Genomic DNA, 17,865 nt, shown 5'->3' with positions numbered 1-17,865 from the left:
ACCTCACCGATCACGTCTATCGTTAAATCGTCCTTATTAGAGTGTTTTACGTGCCTATCACCTTGCAGGCTTTGTTTGCGCCTGACCGCCGCGCCCTACAGTTCGCGATCAAGACCTTGCTCGGCGGCGGCCTGGCGCTGTGGCTGGCATTGCGTTGGGGACTGGAGCAACCGGCCTGGGCGCTGATGACCGCCTTCATCGTCGCCCAACCTCTGTCCGGGATGGTGGTTCAGAAGGGGCTGGCACGTTTGCTGGGGACCCTGGTCGGGACAATCATGTCGGTGGTGTTCATGGGGTTGTTTGCCCAGACACCGTGGCTGTTTCTGTTGGCATTGGCGTTGTGGCTCGGTCTGTGTACGGCCAGTTCGACGATGTTGCGCAGTGCCTGGTCCTATTCGTTCGTGCTGGCCGGCTATACGGTGGCGATCATCGCCTTGCCGGCCCTTGCCCATCCGCTGACAGTGTTTGATCAAGCCGTGGCTCGCTGCACGGAAATCTGCCTGGGCATTCTGTGCGCCACCGCCACCAGTGCGCTGCTGTGGCCGATGCGGGTCGAGCAACAACTGGCGGATCAGGCGCGGGCGGCATGGCAGAGCGGGATGAATGCCGCACGAGCGACCTTGGCCGGCGACGGCCAGGCGCGCAAAGGCCTGCTGGAGATCCTCGGCAGGATCGTCGCGGTGGATGCCCAGCGCGAACATGCCTGGTTCGAAGGCAGTCTTGGCCGCCAGCGCGCGCGGTCCATCAGTGGCCTGAGCCAGAAGCTGTTGATGTTGCTGCGCATCGCCCGTTCGGTGCGCCGCCAGTGGAAGCAGCTGGAACCGCGAGAGGCCGAGCAACTGAGGCCGTGGATGAGCGAAGTCCAGGAGGCGCTCGCCAGTCCGGATAACGCGACCCTGCAAGCCCTGCGCCCGCGGTTGCTCGATGCCAGCCATGACCCGCTGATCAGTTCCGCGCAGAGTTTCTGCCTGGCGCGTTTTACCTTGCTGCTCGATACCGCCCTGGCGGCGAGCGCGGCACTGAAAGCGGTGGAGGAGGGCAAGGAAACGGTCGATCCGCCGCGAACCCTGGCCCCGCATCGCGACCTGTCATTGGCGCTGGTATTCGGTGCCCGCAGCGCCCTGGCATTTCTGGTGGTGTCATGCTTCTGGCTGGCGACTGCCTGGCCCGCCGCCTCGGGCGCATTGCTACTGACCTGTGTGGTGTGCAGCCTGTTTGCCAGCCGCGAAAACGGTGCGCAGATCGGCATGAGTTTTATGCGCGGGATTTTCCTGGCGATTCCGGCGGCGTTTTTCGTCGGGCAGATCCTGTTGCCGCAATGGAGCAGCTTTGCCTTGCTCTGCCTCGGGATGGGCGTGCCTTTATTCTTCGGTGCGCTGGGCATGGCCAATCCGCAGATCGGTGCCACGGCGACCTCGTTCTGCCTGCACTTCATTGTCTTGATTTCGCCGCTCAACGCGATGAAGTTCGATGTTGCCAATTTCTTCAACAGTGCCCAGGCGATGGTAATCGGCGTGGGCGCGGCGGTCCTGGCGTTCCGGCTGTTGATCCTGCGCAATCCGGCGTGGCATGGCCGCCGCCTGCTGGTGGCGACACTCCATGATCTGGTGCGCCTGACCCGGCGCAATCTGCGCGGTGCCGAAAGCTGGTTCGGTGGGCGGATGGCCGATCGTTTGCTGCAACTGGCGCGGCACTATCCCGAATTGCCTGAACCGGCGCGCAGCCGCTGGGACGACGGGTTGCTGGGTCTGGACATCGGCGACGAACTGCTGCATTTACGTTTGAGCATGGCGGTGGCGCAGACACCCGTCAGTGCGGCGCAACGGCGTTATCTCGATCAATTGGAGACAGTCCTCGAGCAAGGCCCGGCCGGCAGTCGTGCCGATGCACTGGAACACCCCAGCGAAGAATTCTTGAAAACCTTGTACGCGTTGCCCGCCAGCGATGCGGTGAAACTGGCCCAGGGTGCGGTGCTGCAATTGCAGAGCAGCTGGCGTGCCTGGTGTCGTCAGCAGGAGGAGCCTCATGGGCTTGCGTGAGTGGTCGGTGGGTGGCGTGCTGCTCAGCCCGTTTCTGATTTATGTGTTGCTGGCACTGCTGGTGACCGGCGGCTTGCGCCTGTTGTTGCGCCTGACCCCGGTCGGCCGCTGGATCTGGCACGAAGCATTATTCGATTGCGCCTTGTACGTCTGTGTATTGACCCTGATCACCGTCGTCCTCGGACCTTTATAAGGAGTTGAACATGCGTACACCTGTACGTGTAGGCGTCACCCTGTGCCTGGTGGCGGTGGCGATCTTTGCCGGTTTCCACTTGTGGCAGTACTACATGTTAACGCCCTGGACCCGCGACGCGCGGATCCGGGCCGACGTGGTGGTCATCGCCCCTGATGTGTCGGGCTGGGTGCGTGAGCTCAAGGCTTTCGACAACCAGCAGGTCAAGGCCGGCGATCTGTTGTTGAGCATTGACCGCGACCGCTTCGAAGCAGCATTGGAGAAAGCGCAAGCGGTGGTCCACACCCGCCAGCAACAACTTAATCTGCGAGAGCACGAGGCCAGCCGCCGCGCCAGCCTCGGGCCGCAGGCGATCAGTGCCGAGCTGCGTGAAAATGCGCAAATCAACGCCGGCATCGCCCGTGGCGAACTGCGTGAAGCCCAGGCCGAAGCCAAGGTCGCGCAACTCAACCTGGACCGCAGCCAGGTCCATGCGCCGCGCAGTGGCCACATCACCAACCTGCGCCTGGCCCAGGGCAACTACGTGAACGCCGGGCAACCGGTGATGGCGCTGATCGACGACTCGACGTTTTATGTGCAGGCCTATTTCGAGGAAACCAAACTGCCGCGGATTCGCATCGGCGACCCGGTGAAGGTCTGGTTGATGAGCGCCGGGGAGGCGTTGGAGGGGCACGTGGAAAGCATCAGTCGCGGGATTACCGACCGCAACACCACACCGGATGGGCAGTTGCTGGCGGAGGTGGAACCGACGTTCAACTGGGTCAGGCTGGCCCAGCGGATTCCGGTGCGGATCAAACTGGACAAGATCCCGGAGGGGATCAATATGAGTTCGGGGATGACGGCGAGTGTGCAGGTGCAGGAAGGGCCGTAAGATCAAAAGATCGCAGCCTGCGGCAGCTCAGGGTTTTGTGTACACCCGTAGGAGCCAGGCTTGCCGGCGAAGGCGATCTCAAGGACGCCTTCGCCGGCAAGTCTGGCTCCTACAGACCGGCGATCCTAGCCGATGCTGATCGCCGGCGGGGTCGTCAATGTCACAGTCTGCTGCTTGCGCGGCGCCAGAATCTCCGCCTCGCCATCCACCACCAACTCATCGCGCTGGTTGAACACGCGAGTGGCGATCCGCACACGAAACTTGGGCAGCTTCTCGAGAATCTCCAGGCGTACGGTCAGGGTGTCGCCAATCTTCACCGGCTTCTGAAAGCTCATCTGCTGACCGATATAAATCGTCCCCGGCCCAGGCAGCTCGCAAGCCACGGCCGCGCTGATCAGCGCGCCGCTGAACATGCCGTGGGCGATGCGTTCCTTGAACATGGTGCCGGCGGCGTATTCAGCGTCCAGGTGTACCGGGTTGTGATCGCCGGACATCGCGGCGAACAACTGAATGTCGCGCTCTTCGACCGTCTTGCTGTAGCTGGCGGTCTGGCCGACTTCGAGGGCTTCGTAAGGGGTGTTGGTAACCTGGGTCATCTGTCTCGATTCCTGTGACGAACTAAAAAATCCACAAAAAAACTATTCGGATCGGGGTGGCCGTCGATGGCTCAGCGCCTGGGCGATCCAGTTCAGTACATCGGCGGTCACTTCATCGCGGTTGCTCTCATTGAACAGTTCATGCCGTGCCTGCGGGTAAATGTTCAGTTGCAGGTTCTGGCTACCGGCGGCGCGCAGAGCATGAGCCAGATCCTTGAGACGCTTGCCCTCACTCACCGGATCACATTCGCCGCCCATCACCAGCAGCGGCAGGCCCGGATCGATCTGAGCGAGATTGGACGCTTTGCTGATTTGCTGCAAGCCGCCCAGCAGATCGATCCAGAACTGATTGGTGCAACGGAAGCCGCAGAGCGGGTCATTGGCATACTTGTCGACCTCGGCCGGATCGCGACTGAGCCAGTCGAACGGTGTGCGCTCCGGTTTGAATTTCTTGTTGAACGAGCCGAAGGACAACCATTCGATCAGGGCGCTGCGGCCCTTGGGGCCCTGGCGCAACCGTTCGAGCCGGGCGATCTGGCGGGCCGCTCGATAAAGCGCCCCCGGCTGGAAGTTGGAACCGCTGAGTATGGCGCCGTGCAGGCTGGCGCTGTGGTGCAGCAGATACGCCTGGGCCAGGTAGCTGCCCATGCTATGCCCCAGCAAGACGATCGGCATGCCGGGATGGTGTTGACCGATGTGCTGGTTGAGGCTGGCGAGATCACCGACCACCTTGCACCAGCCGTCGTCGTCGGCGAAATGCCCCAGGGTCCCGTTTTCGGCAGTTTTGCCATGTCCACGCAGGTCCGGGGCATACACACCGTAGCCCTGCTCACAGCATTTTTCCGCCAGGCGGGCGTAGCGGGCACTGTGTTCCGCCATGCCATGGGCCAGCAGGATCACGGCTTTCAAAGGCGCGATGGGCAGCCACTGGTTGACGAAGAGTCGACTGTGGTCACTCGCGGTCAGCCAGAAAGTGTCGTGGATCATGGCGATTCCTTTGCATAGGGCTGCATGTGGCATGGGCGTCGTTGCATTGTATAGCGCATCCGTCGCTTGCCGTCCGAACAGCCCACACCACTGCAGGAAGATTCATACGGTCAATGACGGCTATTGGCATATTTGCCTGTTTCGTCATAGCTGCTAGTGTCCGGGGAGCTCCGCTTTTCGCTGTTTGTTTTCAGAAGCGGCACAAAGCGGTCCCCGGATAGGCTCAGGTAAAGAGGACAAGAACAATGCAACCTGATTTCTGGAATGACAAACGCCCGGCCGGCGTGCCCCTGGACATCGACCAAGGGGCCTATCAGTCGGTGATCGAGGTGTTCGAGCGTTCCTGCAAGAAATTTGCCGACCGCCCGGCCTTCAGCAATATGGGCATCACCCTGACCTACGCCGAACTGGAACGCTACAGCGCCGCGTTCGCCGGTTACCTGCAAGCCCACACCGACCTGGTGCCGGGTGATCGCATCGCGGTGCAGATGCCCAACGTCCTGCATTACCCGATTGCCGTGTTCGGCGCCTTGCGTGCCGGGCTGATCGTGGTCAACACCAACCCGCTGTACACCGCTCGGGAGATGCGCCATCAATTCAAGGACTCCGGTGCCCGGGCGCTGGTGTACCTGAACATGTTCGGGCAGAAGGTCCAGGAAGTGCTGGCCGACACCGACATCCAGTACCTGATCGAAGCGAAGATGGGCGACCTGATGCCCGCGGCCAAGGGCTGGCTGGTCAATACCCTGGTGAGCAAGGTCAAGAAAATGGTCCCGGCCTACGCCTTGCCCCAGGCCGTTTCCTTCAAGAGCGCGCTGCGTCTGGGCCGGGGCCTGGGCATCAAGCCGCTGAATGCCGGTCTGGACGACATCGCAGTGCTGCAATACACCGGCGGCACCACCGGCCTGGCCAAGGGCGCGATGCTGACCCATGGCAACCTCGTCGCCAACATGCAGCAGGCGCGGGCCTGCCTGGGGCAGTTCGGCACCGATGGTCAACCCCTGCTGCGCGAAGGGCAGGAGGTGATGATCGCGCCATTGCCGCTGTACCATATCTATGCCTTCACGGCGAACTGCATGTGCATGATGGTGACCGGTAACCATAACGTGCTGATCACCAATCCACGGGATATCGGCGGTTTCATCAAGGAGCTGAAGAACTGGCGGTTTTCGGCGCTGCTGGGGCTCAACACGCTGTTCGTCGCGCTGATGGACCATCCCGACTTCAAGACCCTGGATTTCTCCAGCCTGAAACTCACCAACTCCGGCGGTACCGCGCTGGTCAAGGCCACGGCCGAACGCTGGGAACAGCTGACCGGTTGCCGCATCACCGAAGGTTACGGCCTGACCGAAACCTCGCCGGTGGCCTGCACCAATCCGTACGGCGACAAATCGCGCATCGGCACGGTCGGCCTACCGGTGCCGGGCACCACATTGAAAGTGATCAACGATGACGGCGTCGAGCAGGCCTTGGGCGAGCGCGGCGAACTGTGCATCAAGGGCCCGCAGATCATGAAGGGTTATTGGCAGAAACCCGAAGCCACCGCCGAAGTGCTGGATACCGAGGGCTGGTTCAAGTCCGGCGACATTGCGGTGATCGACCCGGACGGTTTCGTGCGCATCGTCGACCGCAAGAAAGACATGATCATCGTCTCGGGTTTGAACGTGTACCCGAACGAGATCGAGGACGTGGTGATGGCCCACCCGAAAGTCGCCAACTGTGCGGTGATCGGCGTGCCGGACGAGCGGTCGGGGGAGGCGGTGAAGCTGTTCGTGGTGGCCCGGGAAACGGGGGTCAGCCTTGAAGAGCTCAAGGCCTACTGCAAGGAAAACTTCACGGCGTACAAGGTGCCCAAGCACATCGTGTTGCGTGAGTCGTTGCCTATGACGCCGGTGGGCAAGATTTTGCGGCGGGAGTTGCGCGATATTGCCTGAGTGGTAATCACCGCGCTGCGCATGGATCCCCTGTAGGAGCAGCCGGTCGACGCTCGATTGCTCGCGAAGGTCGTGAACGATAACGCGTAAAACCAGATGCCCAGCGGCGGCCTCTGGTTTTTCGCGAGCAAGCTCGCTCCTACAGGCTTCGCCTAACGCCACGATTTACGGGGCTTTCAGTGACTTTTAGGTTTTTTGCTCTAAAATGACTGGTTGTAGGTCTTGAGTCACTAATGTGACCGTAGAGCCTGCTTTTGGCTCTAGTCGACCCTCGGCAAAGCTGCTACTCTCGGCCCGCTTTGTGACATCTCGGCCTTAGAAAAATGCCAGACTCACCAACACAATAGACACCAAAAACACACACCAATAATAATCGCATCAAATGCGGTGATGAATTCGCGTTGCTGAGGAGTGGGCTTCCATGATCGAAGACTTTTGGAAGGATAAGTACCCTGCCGGGATTGCTGTCGAGATCAATCCCGACGAGTATCCGAATATTCAGGCGGTATTGAAGCAGTCCTGCCAACGCTTTGCCGACAAACCGGCATTCAGCAATCTGGGCAAGACAATCACCTATGGTGAACTGTACGAATTGTCCGGTGCCTTTGCCGCTTACCTGCAACAGCATACCGACTTGCAGCCAGGCGATCGAATCGCCGTACAACTGCCCAACGTCTTGCAATACCCGGTCGCCGTCTTCGGCGCCATCCGCGCCGGGCTGATCGTGGTCAATACCAACCCGTTGTACACCGCGCGGGAAATGGAACACCAATTCAACGACTCCGGTGCCAAGGCGCTGGTCTGCCTGGCCAACATGGCGCACCTGGCCCAGGCCGTCGTGCCGAAAACCGGTGTCAGGCACGTGATCGTCACCGAGGTGGCCGACTTGTTGCCGCCGCTCAAGCGTTTGCTGGTCAACAGCGTCATCAAGTACGTGAAGAAAATGGTCCCGGCGTATCACTTGCCCAAGGCCATCAAGTTCAACGACGTGCTGCGCAAGGGCCACGGCCAGCCAGTGGCTGAAGCCAACCCGGCCAGCAGCGACGTCGCGGTGCTGCAATACACCGGCGGCACCACCGGCGTCGCCAAGGGCGCGATGCTGACCCATCGCAACCTGGTGGCGAACATGTTGCAGTGCAAGGCGCTGATGGGGTCCAACCTCAACGAAGGCTGCGAGATCCTGATCACGCCGCTGCCGCTGTACCACATCTATGCCTTCACCTTTCATTGCATGGCGATGATGTTGATCGGCAACCACAACATCCTGATCAGCAACCCGCGTGACTTGACGGCGATGGTCAAGGAACTGTCGAAGTGGAAGTTCAGCGGCTTTGTCGGGCTGAACACGCTGTTCGTCGCCCTGTGCAACAACGAAGGCTTCCGCAAGCTGGATTTCTCTGCGCTGAAAATCACGCTGTCGGGCGGGATGGCCTTGCAACTGGCTGCAGCCGAGCGCTGGAAAGCGGTCACCGGCTGCGCCATCTGCGAAGGTTACGGTATGACCGAAACCAGCCCGGTGGCCACGGTCAATCCGATCCAGAACATCCAGATCGGTACTATTGGCATTCCCGTGCCGTCGACCTTGTGCAAGATCATCGACGACGCCGGCGTTGAACTGCCCTTGGGCGAAATCGGCGAACTGTGCGTGAAAGGTCCGCAGGTCATGAAAGGCTACTGGCAGCGCCAGGAAGCCACCGACGAAATTCTCGACAGTGAAGGCTGGTTGAAGACGGGTGACATCGCGGTGATCCAGCCTGATGGCTATATGCGCATCGTCGATCGCAAGAAAGACATGATCCTGGTGTCCGGCTTCAACGTGTACCCGAACGAGCTCGAAGACGTGCTGGCGACCCTGCCGGGTGTGCTGCAATGCGCGGCTATCGGCGTACCGGACGAGAAATCGGGCGAGGCGATCAAGATTTTCATCGTCGCCAAACCGGGTGTGACCCTGACCAAGGAGCAGGTGATGGAGCACATGCGCGCCAATGTCACTGGCTACAAGGTTCCTCGGTCTGTCGAGTTCCGCGATGCGCTGCCGACCACCAACGTGGGCAAGATCCTGCGCCGCGAGTTGCGCGATGAAGAGCTGAAGAAGCTGGCTGCGAAGAAGGTCAGCGCATAACAAACAAAAGCCCCGCGGATGCGGGGCTTTTTTTATCAGGCTGGAAATGTTCGGCGCCTGTCATGCCGCCATCGCGAGCAAGCTCGCTCCCACAGTGACCGCGTTTTTTCTGAAGGAAAACGGTCACCTGTGGGAGCGGGCTTGCTCCGGGCGGCGCTCCGACGAAGCTTTTGCCTTTAGAGGCGGAACTGCGCGAAATTGACGTTGGTCCCCGCCGGGCGCATGTCCTGCAAGTACGAGTCCTTGTCCGCACTCAGTTCCAGGCTCAACGCCGCCTTGCGCTTGCCCTGGTTGCGCACGACCAGGCCTTCGAGCTTCTCGCGCAGGAACACTGTCGGCACTTTCAAATGCAGCAGTTCGTCGGTATCCGGAGTGTGCATCAGCAGGTGAACCCATTCGTACTGACCGACGGCCAGGCGTGCCACCGGGATATCGAACCACCAGATGTTGCGGTTGCGGTTCAATTCGGTGAAGTGGCAGTTGTTGACGCCAAGCACAGCACCGCCGAGTTCCTGGTTTCTGCGGGCAATGGCCTGCTTTTTATCGAGTTTCATAACATTCCTACGGGATTGGATCTTCAGCGCCATGGCCTGAATACGTTGCGCATTCTCGGGGGTTGTTTGGCAAACATAAAGCCCAACCTGCACTGAACGATGAAATGTCGCGGTGAAAATAAATGAAACTCCGCGCAAACGACCCCGGTCAATCCTTGTGTAACTACTTTTCCCGTTCAATTGTTCACAGGAGAAACACCATGGGCAGCACTGGCGATAAAGTAAAAGGCATGGCCAACGAAGCCGTCGGCAACGTCAAGCAAGGCGTCGGCAAGGCCACCGGTAACGACAAAATGCGCGCCGAAGGCGTGGTGCAGGAAAAGAAAGGCGAAGCACAGCAAGCAGTGGGCAAGGTCAAGGACGCGGTGAAGAAAGGTGTCGACAAGGCTTGATCGGGCCTTTGCTGACTGTCAGGAACGGCCATCCACGGATGGCCGTTTTTGTGTCAGCCTGAACTTGAGCCTGAAAATTGTTTCAAAGTCGCCAAGTCGGTTACTTTGATGTAAAAAACGGCCCCTGAGTCGCCACGACTTCACCAATTTTGCGGCGAAAGGAGACGCGTATGATTTTCCCGGACATGAAAGGTCTGCCCATTCATCGTGTGTTGGTGCGCACGGTCACCGAGTTCATCGACGACGAGATGTCGACCTATGCCTCGGCGCTGGCCTATCAAATGCTGTTCTCGCTGTTCCCCTTCATCCTGTTCCTGATTGCCCTGATCGGTTTCCTGCACCTGCCGGACTTCTTCTCCTGGCTGCGCCTGCAATCGGAACTGGTCCTGCCACCCCAGGCACTGGAGCAGGTGAACCCGGTGATTGATCAACTCCAGCAGTCCACGGGTGGCTTGCTGTCGATCGGTATCGTGATCGCGCTGTGGACCGCGTCCGCCGGCGTGCGATTGATGATGAGTGCGATGAACGCCGCCTACGATGTGGTTGAAGGTCGTCCGGCGTGGAAGCGTTTCCCGCTGTCGATTATCTATACCATTGGCATTGCCGGCATGCTGTTGGTCGCTGCCGCATTGATGGTGCTCGGGCCGCAGGTGATGGGCTGGATCGCTGCGCAAGTCGGCGTCGAGGAATTCATCGTCACGGTGTGGACCATTGCCCGCTGGCCGGTGGTCGTGATCCTGATGATGGTGGCGGTGGCGCTGATCTATTACGTCATGCCCGACGTTAAACAGGAGTTTCGCTTTATCACGCCGGGTTCGGTGCTGGCGGTGGTGGTGTGGATCCTCGCATCGGTAGGCTTCGGCCTGTACGTCAAAACATTTGCCGACTACAACGCCATGTATGGCAGTATCGGCGCGATCATCGTGCTGTTGCTGTACTTCTATATTTCCGCTGCCGTGTTGCTGCTCGGTGCTGAAATGAATGCGGTGATCGAACACATGTCGACCGAAGGCAAGAATGCTGGCGAAAAAGTCGCCGGCGAGCCGGAGCCCAAACACCACGTTTCGGGACTGGGTCGGGATCACTCGATCAAGCCGAGCACAGACGAAGTCACCAAATGATCCGTGAAATTCTGAAAATGGGCGACGAGCGCCTGCTGCGCATCGCCCCGCCGGTACCGGCAGAAATGTTCGACAGCCCCGAGTTGTGGCAACTGATCGACGACATGTTCCAGACCATGGAAAGCGTCGGCGGCGTCGGCCTGGCGGCCCCGCAGATCGGCGTCGACCTGCAATTGGTGATCTTCGGTTTCGAGCACAGCGAACGCTATCCGGATGCCGAAGCGGTGCCGCAGACCATTCTGATCAATCCGCTGATCACGCCGTTGAGCCCTGTCCTCGAAGAGGGATTCGAAGGCTGCCTGTCGGTACCCGGCCTGCGCGGCGCGGTGGATCGATACCAGCAGATTCGCTACGAAGGTGTCGATCCCAAGGGGCAGCCGATTTTGCGCATCGCCGAGGGGTTCCATGCACGGGTGGTGCAGCATGAATGCGATCACCTGATCGGTCGGTTGTATCCGTCGCGCATTACCGATTTCCGCAAGTTCGGATTTACCGAAGTGATGTTTCCGGAGCTTGATCCCGCTGCGGACGATTAAACCGAATCCACCACAAAACCATCCACCTCCAGGCCCATGGCAATCATCGGTTTGCTGCGCGCATAGCGGCTCAACCGTTCGACCATGGCGTAAGGCATAGGCGGGTCGAAAGTAAAACCACGCCGCTCATAAAAACCCCGCAAGTCCGGATGGCAGAACAACCACACCGGGCTGTCGAGGCCTTTGACCGCTTCGGCGATCAACGCGGCGGCGATGCCCTGTTCCCGGCAGGCCGGATCCACGAACAACCCCGTCAACCAATGCCCGCCCGAGACCGGCCGCAAACACAGCGCACCCACGATGTCGTCGCGTCTGGCGACCCACAGCCGAGCATCGCGGACCGCTTTCATCGACGATTGATGGGCGCGATAGAACTTGTTCATCAACGGCCATAAGGGCTCGGCGAGCAAGGTGTACTGGATGTTGGGCATGGTCTTCGACTGTCGGTGCGCAAAGCGGGCGATTATAAAAGAACGCGCGCGTGAGGATAGGTGTATACCTGATCTCACATCCCGTATGAGTGGAGTACGTATCATGGCCAAAGGCATGGATTCAAAAAAAGCGGCAAAGAAGAAACCGGCGAAAACCGCCGATGAAAAGCGTGCGGACAAGAAGGCCAAGAAGGTGGATGTGTTCGGGCACTGATATGCGGCGATCATCTAACCGAAAATAAGCTGCAAGATTTTCCTGCGCCATTGCACTGAAGGGCAAGCCTGACTGCGCCGATGGTCGAACCTGTCATTTCTGTCAGTAGACAGGCCATGGCAAAAACTGAACTCTGTTCGTGCTCGCGCTGGGTCTTCTCAGCGCTTTCAGGGACGGAGTTTTTTTCATGAAAGCCATAGGGTTCGTTGACTGCATTGCGTTATGCCTTGGCCTGGGCGCGCTGTTCTATTTTTATGCCAATCAGGCGTCGGGCAAGCAGAGCGGGTACGCATTGTTCATTCCCGCGATGACTGCCGAACAAACAGCAGCTATTCAGCTGCAGATCGATCAACAACTCAGTCGAAAGCCCGCCGGACGCCAGGTCAGTGCCACTCAAGTGGTTTATGACAACGGTGCCGTCGTGATGACATTTCCGGTGCCCGGTGACGCCAATCCAACTGACCCCGTGTGTGACTATGGTTATTTTTGTGTCTGGGATGGCTGGGATTACACGGGCAGGAAATTGTCGCTGGCCAGCACACCGGTCAGCCGTCCCGTTAACCTGGCGGACTACAACATGAGCCATCAGGTGTCATCCTGGCAGCATAATAATAAAGCTCACGCCGTGAAGGTGTTCGGAGTAGATGGGCCAGGCGCGAAGGGCAACATGGTCATGAGCAATATCAAAGAAATCGTCCTCGGGAGGGGCTGCTGTCCGTTCAGCATTCCCGAACAGGCCAGCACCAAAGGTACCTGGACCGAACTCAATGCCCAGAGCAGGCTGGTCGAGCACAACGACAGGATAGTCAGCGTCGCTTTTTCGCCCTTGTTTATTTTGGTTGCCCAGTAGCTGGCCTTTTCATGTCCGCACCGTTCAAGGGCAGCGATTGACTACCATGGATAGGGCTTAAAGACGACGCTTACCATTGCATTGTCATATTTCAATGACGGCCGAAAGTAAAACTCCGGTGGTGTTGCATGCCGGGTTGAGTGCTCGATAGCAAATGGGCAGCACCCGCCTCCAAGATAGTCATCCATGGTGTTGGCCATGACCATTTGACCTCCGCCATTTGCCTGCGATGCTCCACCGATGGCTACGTAGAACAAATTGTTATTATGTCTCCAGGATGAAATTTTGTTGCTCATGTCGTATTGCGCGAGGTTCACAGTGATTGCAGTCGGGTGGCTTCTAAGTGACAATTTTTTTCCCACGTAATTATTATGCTCCCAGAAACACACATAACCAAAGTCGCAAGTCGTGTTTGGGGTGCTTGTTACAGCAAATGTGATCACCGCGCCCCCATTGTCATAGGCAACCTGAGTAGGGCTGATTTGCTGGCCGCCAGTTTTGAGAAGTAACTGCGTGTCGATTTTTTTCTGAATGTCGATTGTCTGCTGCTTGTTCATCGATGGAGCAAATAAAGTGTACTTGCTTGATACTTTGGGCTCTTGCGCTACACCGATCAGGGGCATGACCATACTGGTGATGGCCATGACGCTCGATGCAATTTTACAAATCATGGGTACTCTTTTCATATACTGCTCCGGTCTTCCTTGAAATGAAATTCGATAAATAAGTGGCAAGCGATGCCTCTTCATCGTTCTGTTGAGCGATTGTCTTAAAGGACATGAAGCGCACGTCACGCGTTTATTGAGAAACATGAAACATCTGAGCAAATAATCGCTCGGAGCTATGAAGATATCTACTGGCAGAAGTAACAGGTGTCGTTTGAGTCAGTCGTTATTAACGCGCATGATGCTAGAGTACTTAGAAAAGCGTCCCGGGCAATTAATAAAGGATGTTGTCAGGCACGTTTACGAAACGGGGCCAAGGGGGCATTGGCGAACGGGAAAATCAGTTAAGTTGTACCTGGCAGGCGGTCGCTGCCGGTTTGCGGGAAACCTTTTGCCGCCGGCCGGCAGCGGTCGACGCCAGGCATGGCATCAAGGCAGGCCGTTGCAGCCGTATTTCAAGAACCCCGGACGTTGTGCCAAACGCTGGAAGTACTCGTCGATGGCCGGGTAATCGGGTCGATCCATCGGCGTCATCAGCCAGCGATTGACCGACAGCCCGATGACAATGTCGGCCAGGGTGAATCGTGGTCCGGCGACATAAGCCTTGGTGGTCGCGAGCTGATGCTCGAGGATGCCCATCTTCTGATTCCAGCCGCGCACGCCGGCGGCAATGTGATGGGGGTCCTGGAACTCCGGATCCTTGCGCACCAGCGCCGTGAACGCATAGCTCCAGGCCGCATTGAGTTCGGTGGCTTGCCAATCCATCCACTGCTCCACCCGGGCGCGGGCAGCCGGGTCGTGCGGCAGCAGATCGGTGTTCTGGTGTTTGCCGGCCAGATAACGACAGATGGTGTTGGATTCCCACAGCACGCCGGCCTCATCGATGATTACCGGCACCAGCGCGTTGGGATTGAGCCGGAGAAACTCCGGCGCGTGAGTCGAGGCATAACCGCCGCCCCAATCCTCGCGTTCGTAGGCAACGCCCAGTTCCTCACAGGTCCACAGGACTTTTCTGACGTTGATTGATGAAGCTTTACCCAGGATTTTCAGTGAATGTTCCATCGGGCTACTCCGTTAGCGGATCAAGGCTTCGGGGATCTAATAGTGTGCCTGCCAACGGGAGACATCAAGTCAGAAAACGGTCAGGTACTCTCGCGCACCTTCAACTCAAACCCCATGTCCTGCACCGGTTTGGCCACCGGGTTGCCAGCCAGCAGGGTCAGCATCAACTCCGCCGAACGCCGGCCAATGGCTTCGCGAGGTGTGCTGATGCTGCTCAGCCGCGGGACCATATGGGCCGAGGCCGGCAAATCGTTGAAGCCGAGGATTGCTACCTGCTGCGGAATCTTGATCCCGCAACGCATCGCTTCGAGCAATGCGCCCTGGGCCAGGTCGTCGTTGCCGAAGAAGATTGCGTCGACGTCCGGGTGACTGGCCATCAGCTGCAGGAACAACTCGCCGCCCAAACCGACGGAGGAGGCGCGCGGAGTCAGTACTTCAAGGTCCGGGTCATACAAACCGGCCTTTTGCAGGGCTTTGCGAAAACCTTCCCCGCGCAGCAACGTGCGTTGGTCCAGCTGCGCGCCAATGTAGGCCAGGCGCTTGCGACCCCGAGAGAGCAAATGTTCCGCCGCCGTTTCACCGGCCGCGAGCTGCGAGAAACCGACGCAGTTGAGCCCGGCGGCGCTGTCCAGTTCCATCATGTACACGCACGGAATGTTGCTCGCCTCGATCATCCGTCGCGAACTTTCGGTGCGATCGAACCCGGTCAGCAGCAAGCCGCGTGGTTGATAGGCCATGTAATTGCGCAGCAGGTTTTCTTCTTCGTCGCGCGAGTAGTGGAAGTTGCCGATCAGTACTTCGAAGCCCTTTGGGCGTAAAACCTGATGAATGGCTTCCAGCGTCTCGATGAACAGCAAGTTGGACAGCGACGGCACCAGAACCACCACGGAATGGCTCTGGGCCGAGGCTAACGCGCGGGCAGCGGGGTTGACCACGTAGTTGAGCTCAAGGGCGGCTTTCTGGACTTTTTCCACCAGTTCGGTGGCCACCGTACTGACGCCGCGCAAGGCGCGGGACGCGGTTATCGGGCTGACACCGGCCAGGCGTGCGACTTCATTGAGGGTAGGGCGGCCAGTGGTGCGGGTATTTTTATCGTTTTTAGGAGAGGTCATCGGGCGGCTTGCCAAACAAAATTCAAGGCACTAAGGTAGCGCTGTCTCGATGCAGCTGCAAATGCGTGAGCGGGGTCTGCCTGATTTCCGTTTTTTGGCATTGGGAACGAACATGCTGCAACCCACAAAAATGACAAGAAGGCGTCGGCAACTTCTGCTTTTGCTCCAGTGTCATAACCAGCAAAGGTAGCGCTGTCTGCGCGCTGAGGTGTTACATGAATCATCCCATCACAGCCCTGGTCATCATGGGCGTTGCCGGTTGCGGCAAGACGTGCGTCAGCGAGGCCTTGTGCCAGCTCAGCGGCGCGACCGCCATTGAAGGCGACTCCTTTCACCCTGCCGCCAATATCGAAAAGATGAGCGCAGGTATCCCTCTGAACGACGAAGACCGTGCCGGCTGGCTCGACAGCCTGTGCGCCGAGCTGCGCCGCATTGACGCCAAGGGCGAACGCCCGGTACTCACCTGCTCGGCTCTCAAACACATTTACCGTGAACGTCTGCGCAGCGCTTTGCCGGGCCTGGGCTTCGTATTCTTGGAGCTGACGCCTGAAGTCGCCGCCGATCGTGTCTCTCATCGTCCGGGCCACTTCATGCCGTCAACGTTGATCGACAGTCAGTTCGCGACCCTTGAATCACCCGTTGGTGAGCCCCTGACCCTGGCTCTGGACGCTTCGAACCACAGCGTCGACCAATTGGCGAAACAAGCACATGACTGGTGGCAGGCGCATGGCCTGAAACGCGCCGTATGAATTTGCCTCGAAAAGATAGCGCTGTCCTGATGGCTCGCGAGTTACCCGCTTTAATAACAACAACAACCAGGAGACACCCCTAATGTTTGGCATGTCCCACGAGACGTTCCTGCTGCTCGATGCAGTGGTCACGGTGATCGGGCTTATCGTCCTGATCACCAAGTTCAAGTTCCACCCCTTCATTGCCCTGATCATCGCCGCAGCTTTCCTCGGGCTGACCTCCGGCATGCCGATCGGCACCATCATCAAAGCGTTCCAGGACGGCTTCGGTGGGGTGCTCGGTTTCGTCGGGATCATCCTGGCGCTGGGGACCATGCTCGGCAAAATGATGGCCGAATCGGGCGGGGCGGATCAGATTGCCCAGACGCTGATTCGAGCCTTCGGCAAGGACAAGGTGCAGTGGGCGATGATGTTCGCCGCTTTCCTGGTCGGCATTCCGCTGTTCTTCGAAATCGGCTTCGTGCTGCTGATCCCGCTGGTGTTCATCGTCGCCCGGCGTACCGGCGTGTCGATCATCAAGATCGGTATCCCGCTGCTGGCCGGTCTGTCCGCCGTGCACGGCCTGGTTCCGCCACACCCGGGCCCGCTGCTGGCAATCGGCGTGTTCGGTGCCGACATCGGTAAAACCATTCTGTACGGTCTGATCGTTGCGCTGCCGACCGCCATCATCGCCGGCCCGATCTACGGCACGTTCATTGCCAAGTACATTCCGGGTCATCCTAATCAGGAACTGGTCGATCAACTGGCGCGTGATAACGATTCAGCCGATCTCCCGAGCTTCGCCATCACCTTGATTACCGTGCTGTCGCCGGTGTTCCTGATGCTGCTCAAGACCTTTGCCGATGTGGTGCTGCCGGAAGGCAACTTCTTCCGCACTTTCATGGACCTGATCGGTCATCCGATCTCGGCACTGCTGCTGGCGTTGCTGCTGTCGCTGTACACCTTCGGTTACAAGCAGGGCATTGGCTCCAACCAGATGCTCAAATGGCTGGATGCCAGCCTTGCGCCAACCGCCGCAATCATCCTGATCATCGGTGCCGGTGGTGGCTTCAAGCAGATGCTGGTGACCAGCGGCGTTGGTAATGTCATCGGTAACATGGCGGTTGAAGCGCAGATTTCGCCAATCCTTCTGGCGTGGCTGGTGGCGGCGGTGATCCGTATCGCGACCGGTTCGGCCACCGTGGCGACCATTACCGGCGCAGGCATCGTGGTGCCGGTGGTAGGGATGATTCCGGGTGTGAACCGTGAGCTGCTGGTGCTGGCCACCGGTGCCGGTTCGTTGATCCTGTCCCACGTCAACGACGCGGGTTTCTGGCTGGTGAAGCAGTACTTCAACATGACCGTAGCCGAAACCTTCAAGACCTGGACGGCGATGGAAACCATCCTGTCCATCGTGGCGCTGGGCTTTATCCTGTTGTTGTCGATGTTCGTCTAAGC

The 17,865-nt window shown here is 58.8% G+C and carries 18 protein-coding genes; 11 read left to right on the top strand and 7 right to left on the bottom strand.

Annotation, left to right across the window (positions count from 1 at the left end):
* Nucleotides 1-50: 50 nt before the first annotated feature.
* The 3 genes from PMA3_RS23025 to PMA3_RS23015 are packed head-to-tail and all read left to right on the top strand — an operon-like array spanning nt 51 to nt 3,103.
* On the top strand, nt 51-2,039 hold the full coding sequence (locus tag PMA3_RS23025) for an FUSC family protein (protein ID WP_064679345.1): 1,989 nt from the start codon (nt 51-53) through the stop codon (nt 2,037-2,039).
* Nucleotides 2,026-2,232, top strand: a complete 207-nt coding sequence (locus PMA3_RS23020; RefSeq protein WP_064679344.1) for a DUF1656 domain-containing protein — start codon at nt 2,026-2,028, stop codon at nt 2,230-2,232. Before PMA3_RS23025 ends, PMA3_RS23020 begins: the two co-directional genes overlap by 14 nt.
* 10 nt (nt 2,233-2,242) lie before the next feature.
* A complete protein-coding gene (locus PMA3_RS23015; protein WP_064679343.1) occupies nt 2,243-3,103 on the top strand; it encodes an efflux RND transporter periplasmic adaptor subunit in 861 nt (286 codons plus the stop codon).
* A gap of 125 nt (nt 3,104-3,228) precedes the next feature.
* Here PMA3_RS23015 and PMA3_RS23010 read toward each other — a convergent pair whose 3' ends face one another.
* Nucleotides 3,229-3,699 carry a MaoC family dehydratase gene (locus PMA3_RS23010; protein ID WP_064679342.1) on the bottom strand — a complete coding sequence of 157 codons (471 nt, stop codon included), beginning with the start codon at nt 3,697-3,699 and terminating at the stop codon, nt 3,229-3,231.
* A 42-nt stretch (nt 3,700-3,741) separates the two neighbouring features.
* A complete protein-coding gene (locus tag PMA3_RS23005; RefSeq protein WP_064679341.1) occupies nt 3,742-4,686 on the bottom strand; it encodes an alpha/beta hydrolase in 945 nt (314 codons plus the stop codon).
* A 245-nt stretch (nt 4,687-4,931) separates the two neighbouring features.
* Here PMA3_RS23005 and fadD2 point away from each other — a divergent pair, with 245 nt between their 5' ends.
* Together fadD2 and fadD1 are read left to right on the top strand one after the other, a co-directional pair.
* Complete coding sequence (gene fadD2 / locus PMA3_RS23000) at nt 4,932-6,620, top strand: long-chain-fatty-acid--CoA ligase FadD2 (protein ID WP_064679340.1); 1,689 nt, start codon at nt 4,932-4,934, stop codon at nt 6,618-6,620.
* A gap of 421 nt (nt 6,621-7,041) precedes the next feature.
* The gene (gene fadD1 / locus PMA3_RS22995) at nt 7,042-8,742 is read left to right on the top strand and encodes a long-chain-fatty-acid--CoA ligase FadD1 (protein WP_064679339.1); all 1,701 of its coding nucleotides are present in this window, start codon (nt 7,042-7,044) and stop codon (nt 8,740-8,742) included.
* A gap of 176 nt (nt 8,743-8,918) precedes the next feature.
* On the opposite strand, the gene PMA3_RS22990 is transcribed toward fadD1, so the two are convergent.
* The gene (locus tag PMA3_RS22990) at nt 8,919-9,296 is read right to left on the bottom strand and encodes a hypothetical protein (RefSeq protein WP_064679338.1); all 378 of its coding nucleotides are present in this window, start codon (nt 9,294-9,296) and stop codon (nt 8,919-8,921) included.
* 200 nt (nt 9,297-9,496) lie between these two features.
* Between PMA3_RS22990 and PMA3_RS22985 the strand changes: the two genes are divergently transcribed.
* From PMA3_RS22985 to def, 3 genes are all read left to right on the top strand, one after another.
* Nucleotides 9,497-9,688 (top strand): CsbD family protein, encoded by a 192-nt coding sequence (locus PMA3_RS22985; protein WP_064679337.1) that lies wholly within the window; start codon nt 9,497-9,499, stop codon nt 9,686-9,688.
* Nucleotides 9,689-9,858: 170 nt separating this feature from the next.
* Entirely contained in the window at nt 9,859-10,809 is a 951-nt protein-coding gene (locus tag PMA3_RS22980) for a YihY/virulence factor BrkB family protein (protein ID WP_064679336.1), read from the top strand.
* Complete coding sequence (def, locus tag PMA3_RS22975) at nt 10,806-11,345, top strand: peptide deformylase (protein WP_064679335.1); 540 nt, start codon at nt 10,806-10,808, stop codon at nt 11,343-11,345. The genes PMA3_RS22980 and def overlap by 4 nt, the downstream gene beginning before the upstream one ends.
* Here def and PMA3_RS22970 read toward each other — a convergent pair.
* Nucleotides 11,342-11,776: a GNAT family N-acetyltransferase gene (locus PMA3_RS22970; protein WP_064679334.1), complete on the bottom strand. Its 435-nt coding sequence runs from the start codon at nt 11,774-11,776 to the stop codon at nt 11,342-11,344. The genes def and PMA3_RS22970 overlap by 4 nt on opposite strands.
* 401 nt (nt 11,777-12,177) lie before the next feature.
* On the opposite strand from PMA3_RS22970, the gene PMA3_RS22965 reads away from it, so the two are divergent.
* Nucleotides 12,178-12,840: a peptidase inhibitor family I36 protein gene (locus tag PMA3_RS22965; RefSeq protein WP_064679333.1), complete on the top strand. Its 663-nt coding sequence runs from the start codon at nt 12,178-12,180 to the stop codon at nt 12,838-12,840.
* Between the two features lie 41 nt (nt 12,841-12,881).
* Here the strand turns inward: PMA3_RS22965 and PMA3_RS22960 are convergent, their stop codons facing one another.
* The 3 genes from PMA3_RS22960 to gntR all read right to left on the bottom strand — a co-directional run bounded on the left by PMA3_RS22960 (nt 12,882) and on the right by gntR (nt 15,679).
* Nucleotides 12,882-13,526, bottom strand: a complete 645-nt coding sequence (locus PMA3_RS22960) for a peptidase inhibitor family I36 protein (protein ID WP_161491155.1) — start codon at nt 13,524-13,526, stop codon at nt 12,882-12,884.
* A gap of 408 nt (nt 13,527-13,934) precedes the next feature.
* A complete protein-coding gene (locus PMA3_RS22955; RefSeq protein WP_064679331.1) occupies nt 13,935-14,567 on the bottom strand; it encodes a glutathione S-transferase family protein in 633 nt (210 codons plus the stop codon).
* Between the two features lie 80 nt (nt 14,568-14,647).
* Nucleotides 14,648-15,679 carry an HTH-type transcriptional regulator GntR gene (gntR, locus tag PMA3_RS22950; RefSeq protein ID WP_064679330.1) on the bottom strand — a complete coding sequence of 344 codons (1,032 nt, stop codon included), beginning with the start codon at nt 15,677-15,679 and terminating at the stop codon, nt 14,648-14,650.
* 215 nt (nt 15,680-15,894) lie between these two features.
* Between gntR and PMA3_RS22945 the strand changes: the two genes are divergently transcribed.
* The gene (locus PMA3_RS22945; RefSeq protein WP_064679329.1) at nt 15,895-16,428 is read left to right on the top strand and encodes a gluconokinase; all 534 of its coding nucleotides are present in this window, start codon (nt 15,895-15,897) and stop codon (nt 16,426-16,428) included.
* Nucleotides 16,429-16,510: 82 nt separating this feature from the next.
* Nucleotides 16,511-17,863: a GntP family permease gene (locus PMA3_RS22940; protein ID WP_064679328.1), complete on the top strand. Its 1,353-nt coding sequence runs from the start codon at nt 16,511-16,513 to the stop codon at nt 17,861-17,863.
* Nucleotides 17,864-17,865: the final 2 nt, after the last annotated feature.

The sequence above is a fragment of the Pseudomonas silesiensis genome (genome assembly GCF_001661075.1).
Taxonomy (GTDB): Bacteria; Pseudomonadota; Gammaproteobacteria; order Pseudomonadales; family Pseudomonadaceae; genus Aquipseudomonas; species Aquipseudomonas silesiensis.
The sequence above is the reverse complement of the archived record's forward strand: the minus strand, read 5'-3'. Positions and strand labels throughout refer to the sequence as shown.

Bases quoted from the DNA above. Each gene is read 5' to 3' on its own strand.
- PMA3_RS23020 (WP_064679344.1), top strand. From the start codon at position 2,026: ATGGGCTTGCGTGAGTGGTCGGTGGGTGGCGTGCTGCTCAGCCCGTTT.
- PMA3_RS23015 (WP_064679343.1), top strand. From the start codon at position 2,243: ATGCGTACACCTGTACGTGTAGGCGTCACCCTGTGCCTGGTGGCGGTG.
- PMA3_RS23010 (WP_064679342.1), bottom strand. From the start codon at position 3,699: ATGACCCAGGTTACCAACACCCCTTACGAAGCCCTCGAAGTCGGCCAG.
- PMA3_RS23005 (WP_064679341.1), bottom strand. From the start codon at position 4,686: ATGATCCACGACACTTTCTGGCTGACCGCGAGTGACCACAGTCGACTC.
- fadD2 (WP_064679340.1), top strand. From the start codon at position 4,932: ATGCAACCTGATTTCTGGAATGACAAACGCCCGGCCGGCGTGCCCCTG.
- fadD1 (WP_064679339.1), top strand. From the start codon at position 7,042: ATGATCGAAGACTTTTGGAAGGATAAGTACCCTGCCGGGATTGCTGTC.
- PMA3_RS22990 (WP_064679338.1), bottom strand. From the start codon at position 9,296: ATGAAACTCGATAAAAAGCAGGCCATTGCCCGCAGAAACCAGGAACTC.
- PMA3_RS22985 (WP_064679337.1), top strand. From the start codon at position 9,497: ATGGGCAGCACTGGCGATAAAGTAAAAGGCATGGCCAACGAAGCCGTC.
- PMA3_RS22980 (WP_064679336.1), top strand. From the start codon at position 9,859: ATGATTTTCCCGGACATGAAAGGTCTGCCCATTCATCGTGTGTTGGTG.
- def (WP_064679335.1), top strand. From the start codon at position 10,806: ATGATCCGTGAAATTCTGAAAATGGGCGACGAGCGCCTGCTGCGCATC.
- PMA3_RS22970 (WP_064679334.1), bottom strand. From the start codon at position 11,776: ATGCCCAACATCCAGTACACCTTGCTCGCCGAGCCCTTATGGCCGTTG.
- PMA3_RS22965 (WP_064679333.1), top strand. From the start codon at position 12,178: ATGAAAGCCATAGGGTTCGTTGACTGCATTGCGTTATGCCTTGGCCTG.
- PMA3_RS22960 (WP_161491155.1), bottom strand. From the start codon at position 13,526: ATGAAAAGAGTACCCATGATTTGTAAAATTGCATCGAGCGTCATGGCC.
- PMA3_RS22955 (WP_064679331.1), bottom strand. From the start codon at position 14,567: ATGGAACATTCACTGAAAATCCTGGGTAAAGCTTCATCAATCAACGTC.
- gntR (WP_064679330.1), bottom strand. From the start codon at position 15,679: ATGACCTCTCCTAAAAACGATAAAAATACCCGCACCACTGGCCGCCCT.
- PMA3_RS22945 (WP_064679329.1), top strand. From the start codon at position 15,895: ATGAATCATCCCATCACAGCCCTGGTCATCATGGGCGTTGCCGGTTGC.
- PMA3_RS22940 (WP_064679328.1), top strand. From the start codon at position 16,511: ATGTTTGGCATGTCCCACGAGACGTTCCTGCTGCTCGATGCAGTGGTC.